This window comes from [Clostridium] aerotolerans DSM 5434 (assembly GCF_000687555.1).
GTDB classification, from domain to species: Bacteria; Bacillota; Clostridia; order Lachnospirales; family Lachnospiraceae; genus Lacrimispora; species Lacrimispora aerotolerans.
Genome location: NZ_JHWJ01000013.1, coordinates 40211 through 56859, shown reverse-complemented (window position 1 = coordinate 56859; position 16649 = coordinate 40211). Strand labels below are relative to the sequence as shown.

15 protein-coding genes are annotated in these 16649 nt (G+C 43.3%); 3 read left to right on the top strand and 12 right to left on the bottom strand.

Translation table 11 applies throughout. From position 1 onward, the window contains the following. Positions 1 to 66 precede the first annotated feature (66 nt). Entirely contained in the window at positions 67 to 1158 is a 1092-nt protein-coding gene (locus T546_RS0116565) for a hypothetical protein (protein ID WP_026892581.1), read from the bottom strand. Between the two features lie 167 nt (positions 1159 to 1325). On the opposite strand from T546_RS0116565, the gene T546_RS0116560 reads away from it, so the two are divergent. Continuing rightward, positions 1326 to 1592, top strand: coding sequence for a hypothetical protein (locus T546_RS0116560; protein WP_026892580.1), 267 nt, complete (start codon positions 1326 to 1328; stop codon positions 1590 to 1592). 37 nt (positions 1593 to 1629) lie between these two features. Here T546_RS0116560 and T546_RS0116555 read toward each other — a convergent pair whose 3' ends face one another. The 4 genes from T546_RS0116555 to T546_RS0116540 all read right to left on the bottom strand — a co-directional run bounded on the left by T546_RS0116555 (position 1630) and on the right by T546_RS0116540 (position 5807). Continuing rightward, on the bottom strand, positions 1630 to 2400 hold the full coding sequence (locus tag T546_RS0116555; protein WP_051629916.1) for a DUF6612 family protein: 771 nt from the start codon (positions 2398 to 2400) through the stop codon (positions 1630 to 1632). Between the two features lie 181 nt (positions 2401 to 2581). Next, positions 2582 to 3928 carry a glucose-6-phosphate isomerase gene (locus T546_RS0116550; protein ID WP_026892578.1) on the bottom strand — a complete coding sequence of 449 codons (1347 nt, stop codon included), beginning with the start codon at positions 3926 to 3928 and terminating at the stop codon, positions 2582 to 2584. A gap of 110 nt (positions 3929 to 4038) precedes the next feature. Continuing rightward, positions 4039 to 4980, bottom strand: coding sequence for a hypothetical protein (locus tag T546_RS0116545; protein ID WP_024837947.1), 942 nt, complete (start codon positions 4978 to 4980; stop codon positions 4039 to 4041). Positions 4981 to 5108: 128 nt separating this feature from the next. Further along, positions 5109 to 5807, bottom strand: coding sequence for a 5'-methylthioadenosine/adenosylhomocysteine nucleosidase (locus tag T546_RS0116540; protein WP_026892577.1), 699 nt, complete (start codon positions 5805 to 5807; stop codon positions 5109 to 5111). Positions 5808 to 5956: 149 nt separating this feature from the next. Between T546_RS0116540 and T546_RS0116535 the strand changes: the two genes are divergently transcribed. Both T546_RS0116535 and T546_RS23815 read left to right on the top strand, forming a co-directional pair. Further along, complete coding sequence (locus tag T546_RS0116535) at positions 5957 to 6208, top strand: TIGR03905 family TSCPD domain-containing protein (RefSeq protein WP_026892576.1); 252 nt, start codon at positions 5957 to 5959, stop codon at positions 6206 to 6208. Between the two features lie 271 nt (positions 6209 to 6479). Further along, positions 6480 to 7502, top strand: coding sequence for a right-handed parallel beta-helix repeat-containing protein (locus T546_RS23815; RefSeq protein ID WP_034599709.1), 1023 nt, complete (start codon positions 6480 to 6482; stop codon positions 7500 to 7502). Positions 7503 to 7657: 155 nt separating this feature from the next. On the opposite strand, the gene T546_RS0116525 is transcribed toward T546_RS23815, so the two are convergent. The 7 genes from T546_RS0116525 to T546_RS0116495 form a co-directional block, all read right to left on the bottom strand. Then, positions 7658 to 8485, bottom strand: coding sequence for a carbohydrate ABC transporter permease (locus tag T546_RS0116525; RefSeq protein ID WP_026892575.1), 828 nt, complete (start codon positions 8483 to 8485; stop codon positions 7658 to 7660). Then, the gene (locus T546_RS0116520; protein WP_330371942.1) at positions 8485 to 9366 is read right to left on the bottom strand and encodes a carbohydrate ABC transporter permease; all 882 of its coding nucleotides are present in this window, start codon (positions 9364 to 9366) and stop codon (positions 8485 to 8487) included. Before T546_RS0116520 ends, T546_RS0116525 begins: the two co-directional genes overlap by 1 nt. Further along, a complete protein-coding gene (locus tag T546_RS0116515; protein WP_026892573.1) occupies positions 9363 to 10685 on the bottom strand; it encodes an ABC transporter substrate-binding protein in 1323 nt (440 codons plus the stop codon). Before T546_RS0116515 ends, T546_RS0116520 begins: the two co-directional genes overlap by 4 nt. A gap of 138 nt (positions 10686 to 10823) precedes the next feature. After that, complete coding sequence (locus T546_RS0116510; protein ID WP_026892572.1) at positions 10824 to 11447, bottom strand: nucleoside recognition domain-containing protein; 624 nt, start codon at positions 11445 to 11447, stop codon at positions 10824 to 10826. A 137-nt stretch (positions 11448 to 11584) separates the two neighbouring features. Then, positions 11585 to 14284, bottom strand: a complete 2700-nt coding sequence (locus tag T546_RS23810; RefSeq protein WP_051629914.1) for a cation-translocating P-type ATPase — start codon at positions 14282 to 14284, stop codon at positions 11585 to 11587. A 15-nt stretch (positions 14285 to 14299) separates the two neighbouring features. Next, a complete protein-coding gene (locus T546_RS23805) occupies positions 14300 to 14941 on the bottom strand; it encodes a helix-turn-helix domain-containing protein (RefSeq protein ID WP_034599707.1) in 642 nt (213 codons plus the stop codon). Positions 14942 to 15144: 203 nt separating this feature from the next. Next, complete coding sequence (locus tag T546_RS0116495) at positions 15145 to 16266, bottom strand: sialidase family protein (protein WP_026892571.1); 1122 nt, start codon at positions 16264 to 16266, stop codon at positions 15145 to 15147. Positions 16267 to 16649: the final 383 nt, after the last annotated feature.

Below are 16649 nucleotides of genomic sequence, written 5' to 3'. Positions count from 1 at the left end.
TGGAAAAATCGCAAAAAAAATAGTGCAGGAAACATCCGCATCCGCGCGTTTTCCTGCACCTTCATTTTATTCCTTAAGGCTCTTATAAAGGGCCTTGGCTTCACTTATGGTGGCAGCCTTACCCATTCGAATCATATCAGCCAGTTCATCAAGGCGTTCCGGTATCATGAACTCCTTACCGATATAAGAAGTGTAATTGTCATTGATAAAGAGTGTCTGCTCCTTTACCCGGATCTCAGCCTCTTTCCCATTCGCCAGAGCCTCTTCATATTCCCTCGTAAGCTTTGATATAACATCTTTTCTTCCATCTGCGATTTCGTCAGATATAATGGTCTTTGTAACCTTATCAAAGGTGTTAAGGGCGTCCCTTTTCTTCTCCATGATGTTTGACAGTTCCTGCTCAATCCTTGCGATCTCATCATCATACTTTTCCAGATTATAAACTGCCTCATCCCTGTCCCTTTTAATGGAATGGATAATGACCTTCATCTTCCGGTCGTTGGTCTTAATAAGGTCCCTGATGGTCCTGCCTTTTCTTAAGGCAGTAAGGTGTCTCATCTTCGTCCTGTTATAGATAAGGATGTAAATGCCCCCGACGATGACTATGGTCAAAAAATAGATTCCGATCAAATAAAATAACTTTTTTTCTGGAAGCAGAAAATAAATTCCTGATGGAATGGCCAGAAAAAATATGAGAAACGTGGTAATGAGTAAGAGCCATTCCCGAAAACCACCAGGCATATAAAGGGCATAATAAAGCCGGCTGTTACAAAAGCCGGGAACTCTCTCCTGCCGGAACACATCTTTCATCTGCTGTCTCAGCTCTTTATTGTTGTCTTTAAGCTCCTCTGTCTCCTCTAAAATCCGTTCCTTGATCCCCTGATTCTTAGCCTTTTCCCGCTTGCTCCTTACTTTCTTTAGAGCATCCTGCTCCCTGGCAATCTCTTTGTCATATGTGCCCTCGATCTCTTCGATTCTCTCTTTGATCGTAAGGCTGATATCATCTGCCACTGCCTTTCGTTCTGCTTCCAGCTCCTTTTCCAGATGTCTCTTCTCCTGATGGAACTCTTCCAGCAGATTCCTGCTTGCAGACAGCTCCTGGACGGCTCTGCATGCCTCTCCAAGAAAACCAACCTGATCCGTAATGGGTTGTGCCATCTTAAGTCTCCCTCCTTGGGTTTTTCCTATCAAGATTCTATCATATATTTCACTGATTTACAATGTCCGTCATTTTCCTCCTTGCACTCTTTCCTCAGACAATGTTATAATCGTTTCATCACGAAAACAAAGAGTTCAGCCTCTGCATTTAGAAGGGATAATTTGTTATGTTTCGCATATGGGCAAAATTAATCAAAGATACAAGGGTCCTGAAGGATACTGTTATCTGCAATCCTGATTACAACCTTTCTCGGACAACTATGGTATTTAACGCTCTGGAAGAGATCTGCTACCAGTTTGATCTGGGAAAACCTATGTGGCTTGAAGCCACCATCCAGGAGTTTAAAAAACACTCCAAGGCCAGATTCACCCAGGATAATTTTATAGAGCACATAGAATTTGACTTTCTGGAAATCCAGGTCATTGAAGAATAAAAGGCTGTCGCAGCATGTGCGACAGCCTTTTTATTTATTACTGACTACCCAAAGCACTTGGATCAACCTCTGTATAGCCTTCTAAATCCGGTGCTGTAACCTCTACGGCCTGGCCTGGGTTGTTATAAACAGCGTCGGTATCCATAACCATGGAAATGGTTTCTCCCTGAGCTGTCATATCCAAAGACATGTTGATCTTTGACTTGGAAAAATAACCGTCTTTGTTAACAGTAGCCTCACCCTTTACATCCTTGATGCTATAAGTAACGCCATCTAAATCAGTTCCCATCTGGCTCATTAAATCCTTTACGTAGGTATCCATCTTCTGCGCATCCACGGTAAAGGTAATGACCTGATTGTCTCCGTCTTTTTTCGCGGTGATTTCCTTCATATAAGAAGAATCCAGGCTTGCACCTTCTGTACTCTGCTTTACCTGTTCCATCATCTTATCTAAATCCATGGCATATTTAATCTTCTGACCCATAGAAGTCATATAGTAATATCCATTTTCGTAATACATGGAAATATCAAGATCCTGGCCCATCACTGATGTGGTACCGGAAGCGAAATATCTCATGGATTCCGTATTGATATCTGCAATCTTCATATCCAGATTCATCTTCATGTCTGTTTTTTGTTCTCCCTGAGTCATCTGTGTATTGACTGTGGAAGTAACATCCATGGATGTCAGTTCTGAGGTCTTCTTAGTCGCCTCATCATAAATGGTCTTTGCGCTCTTTGCTCCCCCACAGGCAGTCAACGAGAATGCCATTGCAAAAGCAAGTAACATGGTTAATGTCTTTTTCATATCTTCCTCCATAAATATATGTTTTTTTGATACCCATCCATCATATCATAACTTACACTTATTTCCTAATTAAGTTTTGTTAAACGATTGCTTAAGAAAATAAGATAAAATGAAAAATCCGGTGCCCCGAACCGAACCTCAAAAGGCTCAGGCCGAAACACCGGTATTAAATTCATATACCTTATAATCGCTTTAACAGTTCTTCTCTTTCCTTCTCAAAACCAGGTTTTCCTAACAGTGCGAACATGTTCTTTTTATAGCTCTCTACACCCGGCTGATTAAACGGATTCACACCAAGAAGATATCCGCTGACTCCGCAGGCATACTCAAAGAAATAAAAGAGCTGTCCTAAGCTGTATGCATCCTGTTCTGGAATATCAATGACCAGATTCGGTACATGGCCATCGGTATGGGCCAAAATGGTGCCGTTCATGGCACTCTTGTTGACAAAGTCAACGCTTTTTCCAGCCAGATAGTTCATGCCATCTGTATCCACTTCTTCTTCCTTTAAAAGAATCTCTGCAGGAGATTCCTGGACATTCAGTACGGTTTCAAACATAATTCTTGCCCCATCCTGAATAAACTGTCCCATAGAGTGGAGGTCTGTGGTCAAATCCACGGCAGCCGGAAAAATACCTCTCTGGTCTTTTCCTTCACTCTCTCCAAAGAGCTGCTTCCACCACTCGGATACATAATGAAGGCTCGGTTCATAATTGGCAACGATCTCAACGGTCTTGCCCTTTCTAAGAAGGATATTGCGTACAGCTGCATACTGGAGCGCGCCATTTGACTCATAGGGAGTCTCTTTGGCAGCGATTCTCGCATCGTTTGCTCCTTCCATCAACCGGTCTATGTCAGCGCCAGATACCGCAATGGGAAGAAGTCCTACGGCAGTGAGTACAGAGAAGCGGCCTCCTACATCATCAGGCACCACAAAAGTCTCATAACCTTCCTGGTCTGCCAGATTCTTAAGGGCTCCTTTCTTCTTATCAGTGGTGGCATAAATCCTTTTATTTGCCTCCACACGGCCATACTTTTCAATCAACATATCCTTAAACACACGGAAAGCGATGGCAGGCTCCGTCGTAGTGCCGGACTTGGATATAATATTTACGGAGAAATCTTTTCCTTCCAGCACATCCTTTAAATCATGGATGTATTTGCTGCTAATGCTGTTTCCAACAAAATAGATCTCCGGAGTTTTACGTGAACCTTTTGGTAAAACATTATAAAAACTATGGGATAAAAATTCAATGGCTGCTCTAGCCCCAAGATAGGAGCCGCCAATTCCAACGACCAACAGTACGTCAGAGTCACTTTTGATCTTTTCTGCAGCTTTCTTTATTCTATGAAACTCTTCCTTATCATAATCTGCCGGAAGATCGATCCAGCCTAGAAAATCATTGCCTGCTCCGGATTTGCTCGTTAAAGTGTCTCTGGCACACATAACTGCAGATTTCATGTTTTCCATCTCTTCTGCTGAAACAAAGCCGGATGCTTTGGAATAATCAAAAACTATATTTCCCATTGCCCATATCTCCTTTTTCCTTATGTTCAGGTTGCTGACTGCCTGTTTAGGGAAATTATATCATAAAGTTCATCCATTTGCGACATGATTTTCCTGGGGCTGCCAAATGTTCACGTCAGATATTCCTGAAGAATCTCTCCGATCAGCTTTAATTCTTCGGGATTTAAATCCTTAAGCCAGTCCTCTCCTGCCCGGCTGGTTCTCTCCTTTTCCCGGCTTGCCGCAATCTGTTCCAGACTTCGTTTTAAGTAATCTACATCTCGTCTGGAACCCACTGCCTCCGAGGACTTCTTGTCCACCTTTTCCATCTGAGGACCAATTTCATCGGCATACTGCTCCATTTGGGCAACCTGACGGTTTCTTACTGGTTTTTCCGGCCTCTCCGATTTTAATCTCTGCCGTCCACTTCTTCGATCCGGCTTTGACTCGGTCTCCTGGGTTGCTTCTACAGCATTTCTCCCTCCCTGGGAGTAAATGGATCTTATATTTTCACGGGGCTCCAAATGCGGACCCGACATTGCATCTAAATCATCTCTCTCCTGGTCCAGCCTGTAAATCAGGATATTTTCCAGATAGTTGTCAAGTGCCGCAAATAGCTGCATTCGTTTTTCTGAAATTCCTGCTCCATGCTCTACCAATATAGTAAAGAGTCCTGCCATAATTCCAACGGAACCATATAATACGATATAGTACGGATCCGTACGATACCAATAGGAAGCAAAGGCTGCACCGCCGCCTACCAGAAAACACCACAGTGTCATCTGATTGGAGAATATGTTCCAGCCGTGGAGTGTGACTCCCATACATTTGAATTCATACATCTGGCGCTCCAGATAAGGCTTGATTCTTGGGATACCCTGGTTTAACTGATATGTAGATTCCGTCTTCTGCTTAAAGGCACGAAGACTCTTATTCTTCGTAAGTGTCAGGTTATCTGATTCTTTAATCAATCTTTTGTAGAGGTTACGTGTCAGCCATCTGGTGATAACACCAATACCGCAAAATGCTGCGAGCACGTATAACGCTTTGCCTGTCTGTAAAAATTCCAGCATAATAATAGCTCCCCTTTCTTGCCCGGTCTCCCCGGGTGATAGGTTTATTATAAACACCCGGAAAGGCTTTGGGAAGATGAGAGAGCCTAGAATCGTTCGTCAAATCCTGCCAGGATTCGATTCTGAACTTAATATGAATACCTTTCGGCAACGGCTAAAATAAGGTTTACGGAGTGCTTCACAGCCAGCGGTTCGAACTCGCTATAGTCCATATCTGCGCTGTCATCCGCCTTATCTGAGATCGCTCTGATGATTAAAAATGGGATATGGTTTAAGTATGCGGCCTGGGCTATGGCAGCCCCCTCCATTTCCGTACATGCACCCCCAAAAGTTTTTGAAATCCACTCTTTTTTAACCCTGTCGGAAATAAACTGATCCCCTGAAACCACTCTTCCAATGAAAACTCCAATCTCAGGATTAACTTCCTTACAACAATCATAAGCCAGTTTTCGAAGCCCCTCGTCGGCCGCAAAAGAGAATTCTTTCATCTGTGGGATCTGTCCGGCAGGATAGCCAAAGCCGGTTGCATCCATGTCATGATGTACCACATCCGTAGACAGGACTACATCCGCAATGTTGATTTCATTTTTCAGAGAACCTGCAATTCCTGTATTGATCACTGCGCTTACCTGGTAATGATCTGCAAGAATCTGGGTACAGATGGCTGCATTCACCTTTCCGATCCCACAGCGTACCACAACAGCTTCTTTTCCTTTTAAAATTCCTTTATAAAAATCCATATTTGCGATGGTCTTTACGGTTACGTTCTCCATAGATTTTTTTACTTCTGCCACTTCCACATCCATGGCTCCGATGATTCCTAACATATATTTCCTCCTTTATTTGTATTTCTTCTATTATATATATTATAACGTCTTTATTCCTGTTTGAAAAGCGCTATTGACACCACCTCTCGGTTTGACTATAATTTAGTTTGTTTACACGTGACAGGCATAAGGAGTTGGAGGTACCAATCATGAATTATAAAACACGAGGCGTTTGTTCCAAGGAAATCAGTTTTGAAGTGGAAGATAACAAGGTAGTTAAGGTTCAGTTCGTCGGCGGCTGCTCAGGAAATACTCAGGGCGTATCCAGGCTTGTGGAAGGAATGGATGTGGATGAGGCGATTAAGCGTCTGGAAGGAATTCAGTGCGGATTTCGTCCTACGTCCTGTCCGGATCAGCTTTCCCAGGCATTAAAAGAATACAAGGATCAGGTTTCTTCCTAAAGAAACAGCTCCATTCAGAGCGCGGAACGGTATTTGTTAAAAACAGATATCTTTCCCCGCTCTTTTTATTTTTTTACGTTTTTTTAACAAGTGTATTCCATTTTTGCATAATTGGCAAGATATTACATTTAATTATTGACAACTGTCGTTTGATATTTTAATATGAATTTATGTATTATGCACAAACATTTACATCTTTGTGATTTTCTTAGCTGGATCATTCGGACCAAATAACTGGTCTGGAATCTAGATATAAAGAAAGGGGTATTATATGAGAACAAGAAAAAGCATTACCAGTATCATCACAACCTGTTTTATGGTGGCAAGTCTGGCTTACTTCGGCCCGCTTACAACAAATGCAGCAACAGCTTCGTATTATGTATCCACAAGCGGCAACGATTCCAACAGCGGTCAATCCGCGGACAAGCCCTATAAGACCATTGACAAGGCCATTTCAAAAGCATCCGCAGGCACCACCATTTACTTAATGGGAGGAACCCATTCCTCTTCCACTACCTTTAAGCTGAGTGCCAAGGGAAGCTCCAGCGCCCCCATTAAGATCGTAAACTATAATGGGCAGAAGCCAGTGGTAGATTTCTCCAGCCAGCCATATGCAGACAGCTCCCGTGGCTTCCAGATCACAGGAGATTACTGGTATATTGAGGGCCTGACCATTCAGAATGCCGGAGATAACGGCATCCACATCAGCGGCAACAATAACCAGGTAAAAGACTGCTTTATTACCAAATGCGGAGATACCGGTCTTCAGATGAGCAATGGCGCATCTAATAATACGATCACTAAGGTTACCTCCACCTATAACTATGACAAGAAAACAAACGGCGAGAACGCAGACGGTTTTGCAGCCAAATTAAGCATTGGACCTGGAAACGTATTTAAGAACTGTATCGCTTTAAATAATTCCGATGACGGATTTGACTTCTACTCTGCAGGAAATGCTGTAAAAGTATACAATAGTGAAGCTTCCTATAACGGAAAATACAATGGCAATGGACAGGGCTTTAAGGTTGGCGGTAATTACACAGCTGACAACCATTATCTGGAAGGCTGCGTTGCAACCGGCAACAAAGCAAGAGGCTTTGACCAGAACAACAATACCGGAGCAGTTACCCTTAAAAACTGTACCGGAAACAACAATAACGTAAACTTTAACTTCCCCAAGGCTCCAAACTCCGGTAAGCACAACTTTAGCGGATGTATCTCAAGCGGCGGAAAGAACAAAGACGTTATCGTAGGGGCAAATGTAGTGAACTGTTCCTTTAATACTAAATAAGTAATTGAGCATTTACAAAAGGGATGCCCCACAATTTTTTAGTGCGGCATCCCTTTTTTTAAGCCTTTTTCTCATCTTCTTATCGTCTTTTTTTTCAATCTTATGACCAACCACCATTTCCTTTCACATAATTTCTCATACACTCTGGTGAAATTTTATCCCTTTACGGAACCCGCGGAAACGCCGCCTACAATATACCTCTGACCAATGATAAATACCAGCAGCACCGGAGCCAGGGTAAGTATAATATCAGCTGCCACCAGATTCCAGGAATACTCAAAGGCACCAAAGAAATTATAGACCGCCAGGGTCATGGGCCATTTTCTGGAATTATTAAGGTAATACAGAGGCATGGTAAAATCATTCCAAACAGCCATAAAGTCAAGAACAAATAAGGTCGATACAATAGGCTTCATTAAGGGTGCTATTACCTTAATAAACAACTGACCGGGCTTACAGCCATCTATCACTGCCGCTTCATCAAGCTCTCTGGGTATGGTTCCTATAAATCCATAGGTCAGAAACAGGCTTAAGGGGATGTTAATGGCTGCATAAAGCAGTATGATTCCCAGCTGTGTATTGACCAGATGAAGCACCTGAAGGACCTTCATAAGTGCTACGTTATTGATAGGCAGGGCAATTCCTGAGATGATAAAATAATAGAGAAACCGGTTGATGCCTTTTGGATTTCTTGAGATCACAAAGGCAGCCGCTGACACCAGGATCACTACAATCACAACGCTGAATACTGCATACAAAAGTCCATTTAAGAAGGAAGAAAGCAGTTTTCCCTGTTCGATAACTCTACCATAGTTCTCAAACATCCATTCTTTTGGAAGGGATAAGGTCATCTTGTTTGCCTCACCGGCTGTCTTAAAGGAATTTAAGAACAAAACAACCAAAGGTATGATGACAATCAGACTGGTCAGCACTGCCACTGCATTGCAAAGAATGCAGCTTATGACTTTTCCGGCTTTTCCCATTACCCCTCCACCTCCTTATGTTCCATGGACTTAATAATAAAATATAGCAGGCTAAGAACCACCAGAAACAGGATGCTGGATAAGGTAGTTCCCATGGCAAGGTTGCCTTTAGAAAACTCCTTGTAAACAGCCGTATTAATAACGCCGGTGGCATTACCCGGGCCGCCGTTGGTAAGGGAATAAATCATATCAAATACTCTAAGTCCATAAGTCACATTAAGGACTGTGACATTAATAAGAACAGGCTTTAACAGTGGCAGGGTAATGGATTTGAATTTCTGAAAAAAGCTGGCACCATCTATACTGGCTGCCTCATAATATTCTGGGGAAACCGATAAAAGTCCTGCAATTACCACCACCATAATGTATCCCATGCCCCTCCAGGTATCAACGGCCATTACGGTAGGAAATACCATATGTAAATCCGTCAGCCAGTTTTTCGCCAGCCAGTCAAGGGATAGGCTCCTTAAAAAGTTATTTAAAAAGCCTGTGGTGGGATGCAGCATGCTTCTAAATACGAGACCTGCAACCAGATAAGACATTACCTGAGGAGAAAAGATGACCATTCGGTGAAAATTCTTAAACCGGATAAAGTTCTGGGTCAATAAGAGTGCCAGAGCCATACCCACCACGGTTTTCATAATAGTTGTAACCACCGTAAATATAAGGGTATTGCTTATATATTTTAAGTATTCCGAATTTTCTAGAAAGACTGCTTTATAATTGGAAAGGCCCACAAAATGTATTTCACTGCTGAAATTATTCCAATCCGTAAAAGAAAAAGCAATTCCTAACATACCCGGTACAAAGCACAGCAAGAAAAAGAGTAAGGCCGCTCCTCCGGCAAAATACCAGGGATATAATTTGTTCTGGTTCATCATTTTCTCACCCAGCCCGGATCCTTTTGCAGCTTCGCCTGCTCTGTACGTCGTTCCATAATGGTCTTTAAAACCTCCTCCGGGGTCAAAGCGCCTGTATACATTCCCTCCAGGTCCTTTCCTACATCCATCCACTGGCTGTCAATATAATTAACAGAGGTCTGCACCACATTTGCCTTTGTTAAGGAATCCAGAAATGCCTGATCCTCCTTTGTGTATTTGCTTGTGATTTCCGGCCAGCATAGAGCACTTAATTCTGGCTGCCCATTCAGCCGCTTCTGCAGGTTTTCAGGTCTTGCAAGAAAATCAAAGAATTGTTTAGCTTCTTCTTTGTATTTGCTGTCTTTGTTAATGAAGTAGGCATTGCTTGCAGGGTTCACACCAATTTCCTGATTATCTCCCCAAGGCATAACAAACGCACCTAATTTCTCCGTTGCCTTGAAATCCGGATATTCCTTTTCAATCTGACCGCGAAATCCCAGCTCTGCAACGGTCATGACACAACGCTCTGTAGCCATGGCTTCCTTTGCATTCTCCCATGCATTGCTTAAGTAATCCTCCCCAAAGTAACCGGCTTTTGCACATTCATCCAGCTGCTTTATAATGGTCAAAAGTGAGGGGATTCCGTCCAGATCTATTTTATTCTCATTTAACTTTTCATACATATCAGGGTCCTGATTCAGCCACAATCCACCGGTTTCAAAGAGAGGCAGCACCTGATGCCAGCCGTTGGTGGTAGCCTCATAAATAGGGGTATAACCTGCATTCTTAAGCGTTTGGCAGACATTAAAAAATTCCTTATATGTAGTGGGAACTGAGAGCCCCAGGGTCTTAAAGATATCCTTGTTATACAGATAGAAATACATCTTTGCCCCTGGAAATGTAATTCCATAAACCTTATCCTTTACGCTAACGGCAGCAAGTGTTGTTTTTTCAATACGGCTCACCCATGGCTGATCTGTCAGTTCAACGGAGTACTGATCCATATGTAGGCTGGATGCAAGACTAATGGGAGTGTCTACACATATGATATCAGGTGCTTCACCGGAATCTATTTTCACTTTGATTAAATCCCTCCACTGAGCGTCAGGAGAAATCTGAAAATCAATCTTAATTCCTGATTCGGTTTCAAAGTCTTTTGCAAGCTCCTGTACAATTCCAGAGGTGGGAAGTCCACTTTGGTGGCTTCCAAAGGTCAGGGTCACATTCTTCTTTTCATTCGCGCTTCCACTTTCCTTCCCCGTGCTGCAGCCTGCAATCAATCCCACTGCCAGACCTGCTGCCAGTGTAAGGCTAATTACTTTTTTAACCTTCATTTTCATAGCTTCCTCTCCTTTTGGCTCACACTTTTATGATCTAACGTTATTTAAACTTAAATACCTGTTTATTTTGCCGTGATTGTACTTTTGAACTGCCCCTGCCAATTCGCCGCAAAGGAGGGTGGAAACCATTTAACCTTATCATCGGTCTAAAATCTTACATGCCGCAATTCCAACCAAAGTAGAGAATAAGGTGGCCGCCAGCGCAGGTCCTACGATGGCTGTGGGATTAATACTTCCATACTGGCTCCGGTAAGCAATCATGGTAACGGGAATCAGCTGGAGGGAGGAAATGTTAAGAATCAGAAAGTTGCACATCTCATTGTTCGCCGTTCCCTCTGCCACAGGCTTTCTCTTCCCTTTTCTTTTTCCCTGGCTCTCCTCTTTTCTTCTGTCATCCTCTAACTCCTTTAAAGCTTCCATTGCCTTTAATCCCGCCGGAGTGGCCGCCCAGCCAAGTCCTAAGATATTGGCAATGATATTGGTAGCTATGTAAGTAAGAGATTTGTGGTCCTCCGGGATTCTTGGAAACAGGAATCGGAGGATCGGTCCCATTTTTTTTGACATTTTCTCAATAAGGCCGGACTTTTGCCCGATTTCCATAATTCCAGTCCAAAAGGACATGATTCCCAGCATGGTTATGCTTAACATGACTGCTTCTTTTGCGGAATTTAAAGCACCGTCTGTTACCGCACTTAAATTCCCCTGAAATGCTCCCCATAAGACCCCGACAAGGATCATAAACGCCCAAAGATAATTTAACATCTGTCATTCCATCTACTATTTTTCCTTGTTTTATCTTATTCCTTTCCATGATTCCTTATGTATCATAATAAAATGAAACAAGGGCCCGGCTCTTAAAATGAGCCGGACCCCGTTACTGGAATCTTGATACTTTTTATTTAGAAACTATCATCCCTTTTGATCTTATGACGGATCACACGATGTCTGTATTCACGAATCTCACGGATGTTAGTCTGGTTGTCAATGAATTTTCCAATCTCAGCGACGATGGTAGGAATCAGGGAAAGTCCTGCTGCAATCAGCCAGTGATATCCGCCAATCGCTGTTAAATCAAAGATCTTTCCAACGGAAGGTACCGCCGCAAGGAAGCTGAATACGGCAATCATTGCCATGGTGCTGTAGACCACCGGTGGATTATCCCTAAGAGTTCTCTTAAAGATAGATTTTCTGCTGCGGACCGTAAATAAATGAAGAATTGAGGTCCAGCCTAAGATTAAGAACGCAACCGTCTGACCTACTGCCTGAGATGGTCCAAGGTTTCCCGGAAGCACCCAGAAGGTTCCGATATAATATCCGATCAGTACGACTGCGGAACAGGCTATGGTCTGCTGTATGATAACCGTTAAAAGACCACCGCTTAAGAAGCCTTCATCTCTGCGTATAGGTTCACGATCCATAAGACGTGGGTCTGAACGTTCCCTGGCTAAGTAAAGTCCAGGGATACCATCTCCCAGTACGTTGACCAAAAGAAGCATAATAGGGGTGACCGGGATTCCCCAGCCCCTTAGCTGGGCTACCAGCATAATAACAATCTCAGAAATATTGCAGACCAGAAGGAAGTAAATCGTCTTTCGGATATTAGAATATACATTTCGTCCTTCGGATACCGCATCAATAATGGTTGCAAAATTATCATCGGTTAATACCATGTCAGAAGCGCTCTTTGCCACTTCTGTTCCAGTACGTCCCATGGAAACTCCAACGTCAGCGGCCTTTAATGCCGGGGTATCGTTGACTCCGTCTCCGGTCATGGAAACCACTTCTCCATTTTCCTGCCATGCCTCTACGATACGGATCTTATCCTCAGGAGATACTCTGGCATAAACGGAGTAATGATGGATGTCACGGCAAAGCTCTTCGTCGGACATATCCTTTAACTGCTGTCCGGTTAATACTTTTTCATTTTCTCCAAGAATTCCGATGTTCTTAGCAATGGCACTGGCAGTCACTGCATGGTCTCCAGTAATCATAATGGTTCTGATTCCTGCCATCTTAGCCCGTTCCACAGCCTGAGCCGCTTCCGGCCTTGCCGGGTCAATTAAACCAATGAGTCCGCAAAGGGTAAGCTCCCGTTCAATTTCCTCTGGTCTGTCCATATCCGGCATCTCATCCACGTGTCTGATTCCAAGAGCAAGTACTCGTAATGCTTCCTTCGCAAACAGCTCATGAACATGAGAAACTGCTTCTTCCATTCTCTCATCGAATTTATTAAGAGGCAGACGGTCCAAAGCACCCTTGGTCAAAATGATATAACCACCGGAAGTATCCTCTAAAACAATGGTCATCATCTTACGTTCTGATGAGAATGGAATCTCACCCACCAGGCGGAACTGTTCTGAAATACTTTGCTTTGACAAGCCTTTTTCGTGAAGCAGTCTCATAATGGCTTTTTCCGTTGGATTGCCCATGATGGTCATGGTCCCGTCGTTTTCCATCTGAACCGTTGCATTGCTTGCCAGGGCGAATCTTGTAAGGAGCTCTTTTTCCTTCTGACCAAACTCTTCCTCCGCTCCAAAGGGTTCCTCCCCTGGTATCCAGAGTTTTTCAATGGTCATAAGATTCTGAGTTAAGGTTCCGGTCTTATCGGAACAGATTACGGATGTGTTTCCAAGAGTTTCTACTGCGGAAAGCTTACGAATCAGGGCATTTTTATTCACCATGTTTTTAACACCCTGAGAAAGAGATAATGTTACGATCAGATTTAATGTCTCTGGTACCGCCGCTACTGCTAACGTTGCCGCAAGGGTAACCATGGACCAGAAGGATTCTCCCTGTAACAGACCAATGACGAGAAGCAGTACCGCCGCAATTATGGCGATCATACTGATGGACTTTGCTACTTTTTCAAGACGTCTCTGGAGCGGTGTTTTAATCTTCTGGGAGTTATTTAAGTATCCCGCGATTTTACCCATCTCACTATGCATTCCAGTTCCAGTGACCACAGCCACACCATGACCGGAGGTCACGTGACAGCCGGAAAATACCATGTTAAGCTGGTCTCCCAAGGGTACCGTACCCTGAAGAAGCAGGTCTGCATTCTTTTCGGAAGGCTCACTTTCACCGGTCAGCGCTGATTCATCTACCTGTAAATTCGTTGAAGTAATAAGTCTTGCATCGGCTGGAACAATGCTTCCAAGCTGGAGGAGAATAGTATCTCCCGGAACCAGCTCCGTGGTATCCATTTCTTTTTGTACGCCATCCCTTAATACGATACAATCCGGCGAGTTTAAGCTGGTCAATGCCTCCAACGCCTTTTCGGCACTTCGTTCCTGGGTGATAGCAAGAACCAGGTTCAGTATAACAATGGATACGATTACCACCGGCTCAATAAAGCCATGGCCATCCTTAAGCGCCATGCCTAAGGACAGCAACGCGGCTAGCAACAGGATAATCGTAGAAATATCCTTTAAATGATGAAGAATATCCTTGATCAGGCTTGTTTTTTCCTGCTTATCAAATTCATTCTTTCCGTATGTTTTCTGGCGGTTAACTGCCTCATTTTCTGACAGACCTGTGTTTTCGTTTGCATTAAAATGTTCTAGTGTTTTGGACACACTGGCTTCATACCAATTTTCCACTCCATCATCCTCCTTTTAATCAAGCGCATCATTCACGGGTTTCTTAAGCTCCTCCCCAACAACCTTTTCAAGCTTTCTCTCCATAATTTCTGCACAACGATTAAGCTCCTCGTCAATTCGCTTTGTTGCATGAAACGCGGCATCGTAAACCACTCTAGGCTTATAATGCACCGCTCCCCGAATGACGTCCTCCGGCACAGAATGTTTTTTTAATTCCTTTACAGATGTTACGATATCTTCATTTAAATTCTCAAAGCCGTATAAGGTCCTTCTTACCTGTAAACAGCAATGATTCATGACACGAACGATATCATCTGCCATCTCAAGCTCCACAGACTTTTCCAAAGTCTCAATGAGCGCAGAGACCATCTCCTGAATCTCAGGCTGAGGAAGCTTTTCCATAATGCGGAACAGAGTTTCCGAACGTTTCAGAGAGATGATCTCGTCCCTTTTGTAACGGTATTCTGTTCCCCCCATAAGAAATTCTACGGTCACGCCGAAATAATCTGCCATCTGTCTGGCAAAATCAATGTCAGGTACCCGCTTCTCATTTTCATAATTATTAATCGTCATTCGGCTGACACCCAGCTCCGCTGCCAGCTTTTCCTGACTGAAATGCCTCTCCTCACGAAGAGTCTTAATACGTTTACCTATCACGAGTCTCACACCTTTCCCATGATTTATTATATAGGAAAATGATAACAATGTAAATCTTTTTTTTATTTGATATCGAACGTTATCATTATTTTATATTATTTATACTTTTTTAATAACATAGAGCCTCAAAGACTTTTATGTAGTGGAACTCAAGCTTCTAGTATACAAAAAAAGACGCCGGATATACATCCGACGCCAATTTCTTATTCACCTTCCGGGGCTCGTTTCTTACCTATGATATCGACTTCTGTAAAGCGCATGTATTTGATACATGCCCTGCCATTATAGGAAAATACCAGATGCAGGTCCCCATTTTGTCCCTGCATGAGATATGGAGTCTCATACTGCCTGTTGTTGATTTGATTTTCTGCTCCTGCATAACCTTCTCCCAGCTCCACATACCGGATTAACGGCCAGGTAATGCCGCCATCCTCTGACAGCGCCACTGCAATGGGACAACCGTTCTCTTTCTTTTCCTCCCCACCGTCTGCAGCAATATGGTTATAGGCAATGGCGATCCGCCCGCTTTTTAACCGAAGTGCGCTGATACCGGAATTGTTGTTTGGAAGTACGGTCTTAACGGGTGCCGACCAGGTGCTTCCCCAGTCAAAGGACTCGCTGCGGTAGATTGCATCTGCTGTCCGGCTTCTCATAAATGCGATAAGATGTCCTTCTTCCAGTTCAACTATGTTCGCCTGAATCCTTCCCTGGCTCTCAGGCATAAATACGGTTTTCCAGGTAGATCCCTCATCCTCTGAAATCCGAAAGACCGTTGGATCTCCGGATAACCCTGTTTTTGAATCTCTTGAGATCCAGTTGGAGAAGATCAGCCTTTTGTTCTTAAGCATGATGATAGGCTGGCTGCATAAGCTTCCCGTATCCGGAAAAAGACCTTTTGGATCTTCCCATGTCCTGCCTCCATTAAAGCTTTTCTGAAAACGAATCATGGCGGTGTGGTTCGTATCATTTTTCCCCGACACCCCCACGGCCTGAGACGTGTAAACGACCCATACCGCATTATCCGGGCCAAGGAATAAGGATGGATTCTGCTCACAGCGCTTGGAATCTCTGGATACCTTTACCGGCCGATGCCAGCGGTCGTCTCCTTTTTTCAGTTTTGCACAAACGATGCTTTCGTCTGCGCCGCCTTCTTTTGAACCGGCAGACCAGGCACACAAAAGATCTCCTCCCGGAAGTTCCAGAAGAGATGGAGCTTTTACAAACTGATAAGAGCCTGACGGGATCAGGGCTTCCAAGGTTCCCATGTTAACGTTATGATAGATGGTTCCATCCGGTGTAAGACCCGGTAAATGTTTGAATTCCATTTGTTTAATCCTCCCTGTACATTATAATCCGGACCGGATTCTCCCGGTCTACTGCCAAAGGCTTAATATTCTGTCTGAAAACGGACGATTTTTTTGAATTATTTTGAAGCAGTGTAAACCTCCTCTATCTTTTATATGAATAATTTGTTACCTTTTATTCTTATTGCTTCTATTGTAACTGATTGTTTTAGCAAATTGCAATAAAAAATACATTAAAACTTTTAATATTTTCGACATTTTTCTCGTTTAATTGATAAATCATTCACATACTCATGTGTAAGGCTCCTTAAAAATGCTTGTTTTCTAACCATAACAGCAATATCATCTGAATGGTTTGAGAAAATTAATTAATAACATCATATGGTTTCATATTTAAAGCACTG

Coding starts and splice junctions, on each gene's coding strand:
- T546_RS0116525 (WP_026892575.1), bottom strand. CDS start 8,485: ATGGGAAAAGCCGGAAAAGTCATAAGCTGCATTCTTTGCAATGCAGTG.
- T546_RS0116520 (WP_330371942.1), bottom strand. CDS start 9,366: ATGATGAACCAGAACAAATTATATCCCTGGTATTTTGCCGGAGGAGCG.
- T546_RS23815 (WP_034599709.1), top strand. CDS start 6,480: ATGAGAACAAGAAAAAGCATTACCAGTATCATCACAACCTGTTTTATG.
- T546_RS0116515 (WP_026892573.1), bottom strand. CDS start 10,685: ATGAAAATGAAGGTTAAAAAAGTAATTAGCCTTACACTGGCAGCAGGT.
- T546_RS0116560 (WP_026892580.1), top strand. CDS start 1,326: ATGTTTCGCATATGGGCAAAATTAATCAAAGATACAAGGGTCCTGAAG.
- T546_RS0116540 (WP_026892577.1), bottom strand. CDS start 5,807: ATGTTAGGAATCATCGGAGCCATGGATGTGGAAGTGGCAGAAGTAAAA.
- T546_RS0116555 (WP_051629916.1), bottom strand. CDS start 2,400: ATGAAAAAGACATTAACCATGTTACTTGCTTTTGCAATGGCATTCTCG.
- T546_RS0116545 (WP_024837947.1), bottom strand. CDS start 4,980: ATGCTGGAATTTTTACAGACAGGCAAAGCGTTATACGTGCTCGCAGCA.
- T546_RS0116510 (WP_026892572.1), bottom strand. CDS start 11,447: ATGTTAAATTATCTTTGGGCGTTTATGATCCTTGTCGGGGTCTTATGG.
- T546_RS0116535 (WP_026892576.1), top strand. CDS start 5,957: ATGAATTATAAAACACGAGGCGTTTGTTCCAAGGAAATCAGTTTTGAA.
- T546_RS0116550 (WP_026892578.1), bottom strand. CDS start 3,928: ATGGGAAATATAGTTTTTGATTATTCCAAAGCATCCGGCTTTGTTTCA.
- T546_RS0116565 (WP_026892581.1), bottom strand. CDS start 1,158: ATGGCACAACCCATTACGGATCAGGTTGGTTTTCTTGGAGAGGCATGC.
- T546_RS0116495 (WP_026892571.1), bottom strand. CDS start 16,266: ATGGAATTCAAACATTTACCGGGTCTTACACCGGATGGAACCATCTAT.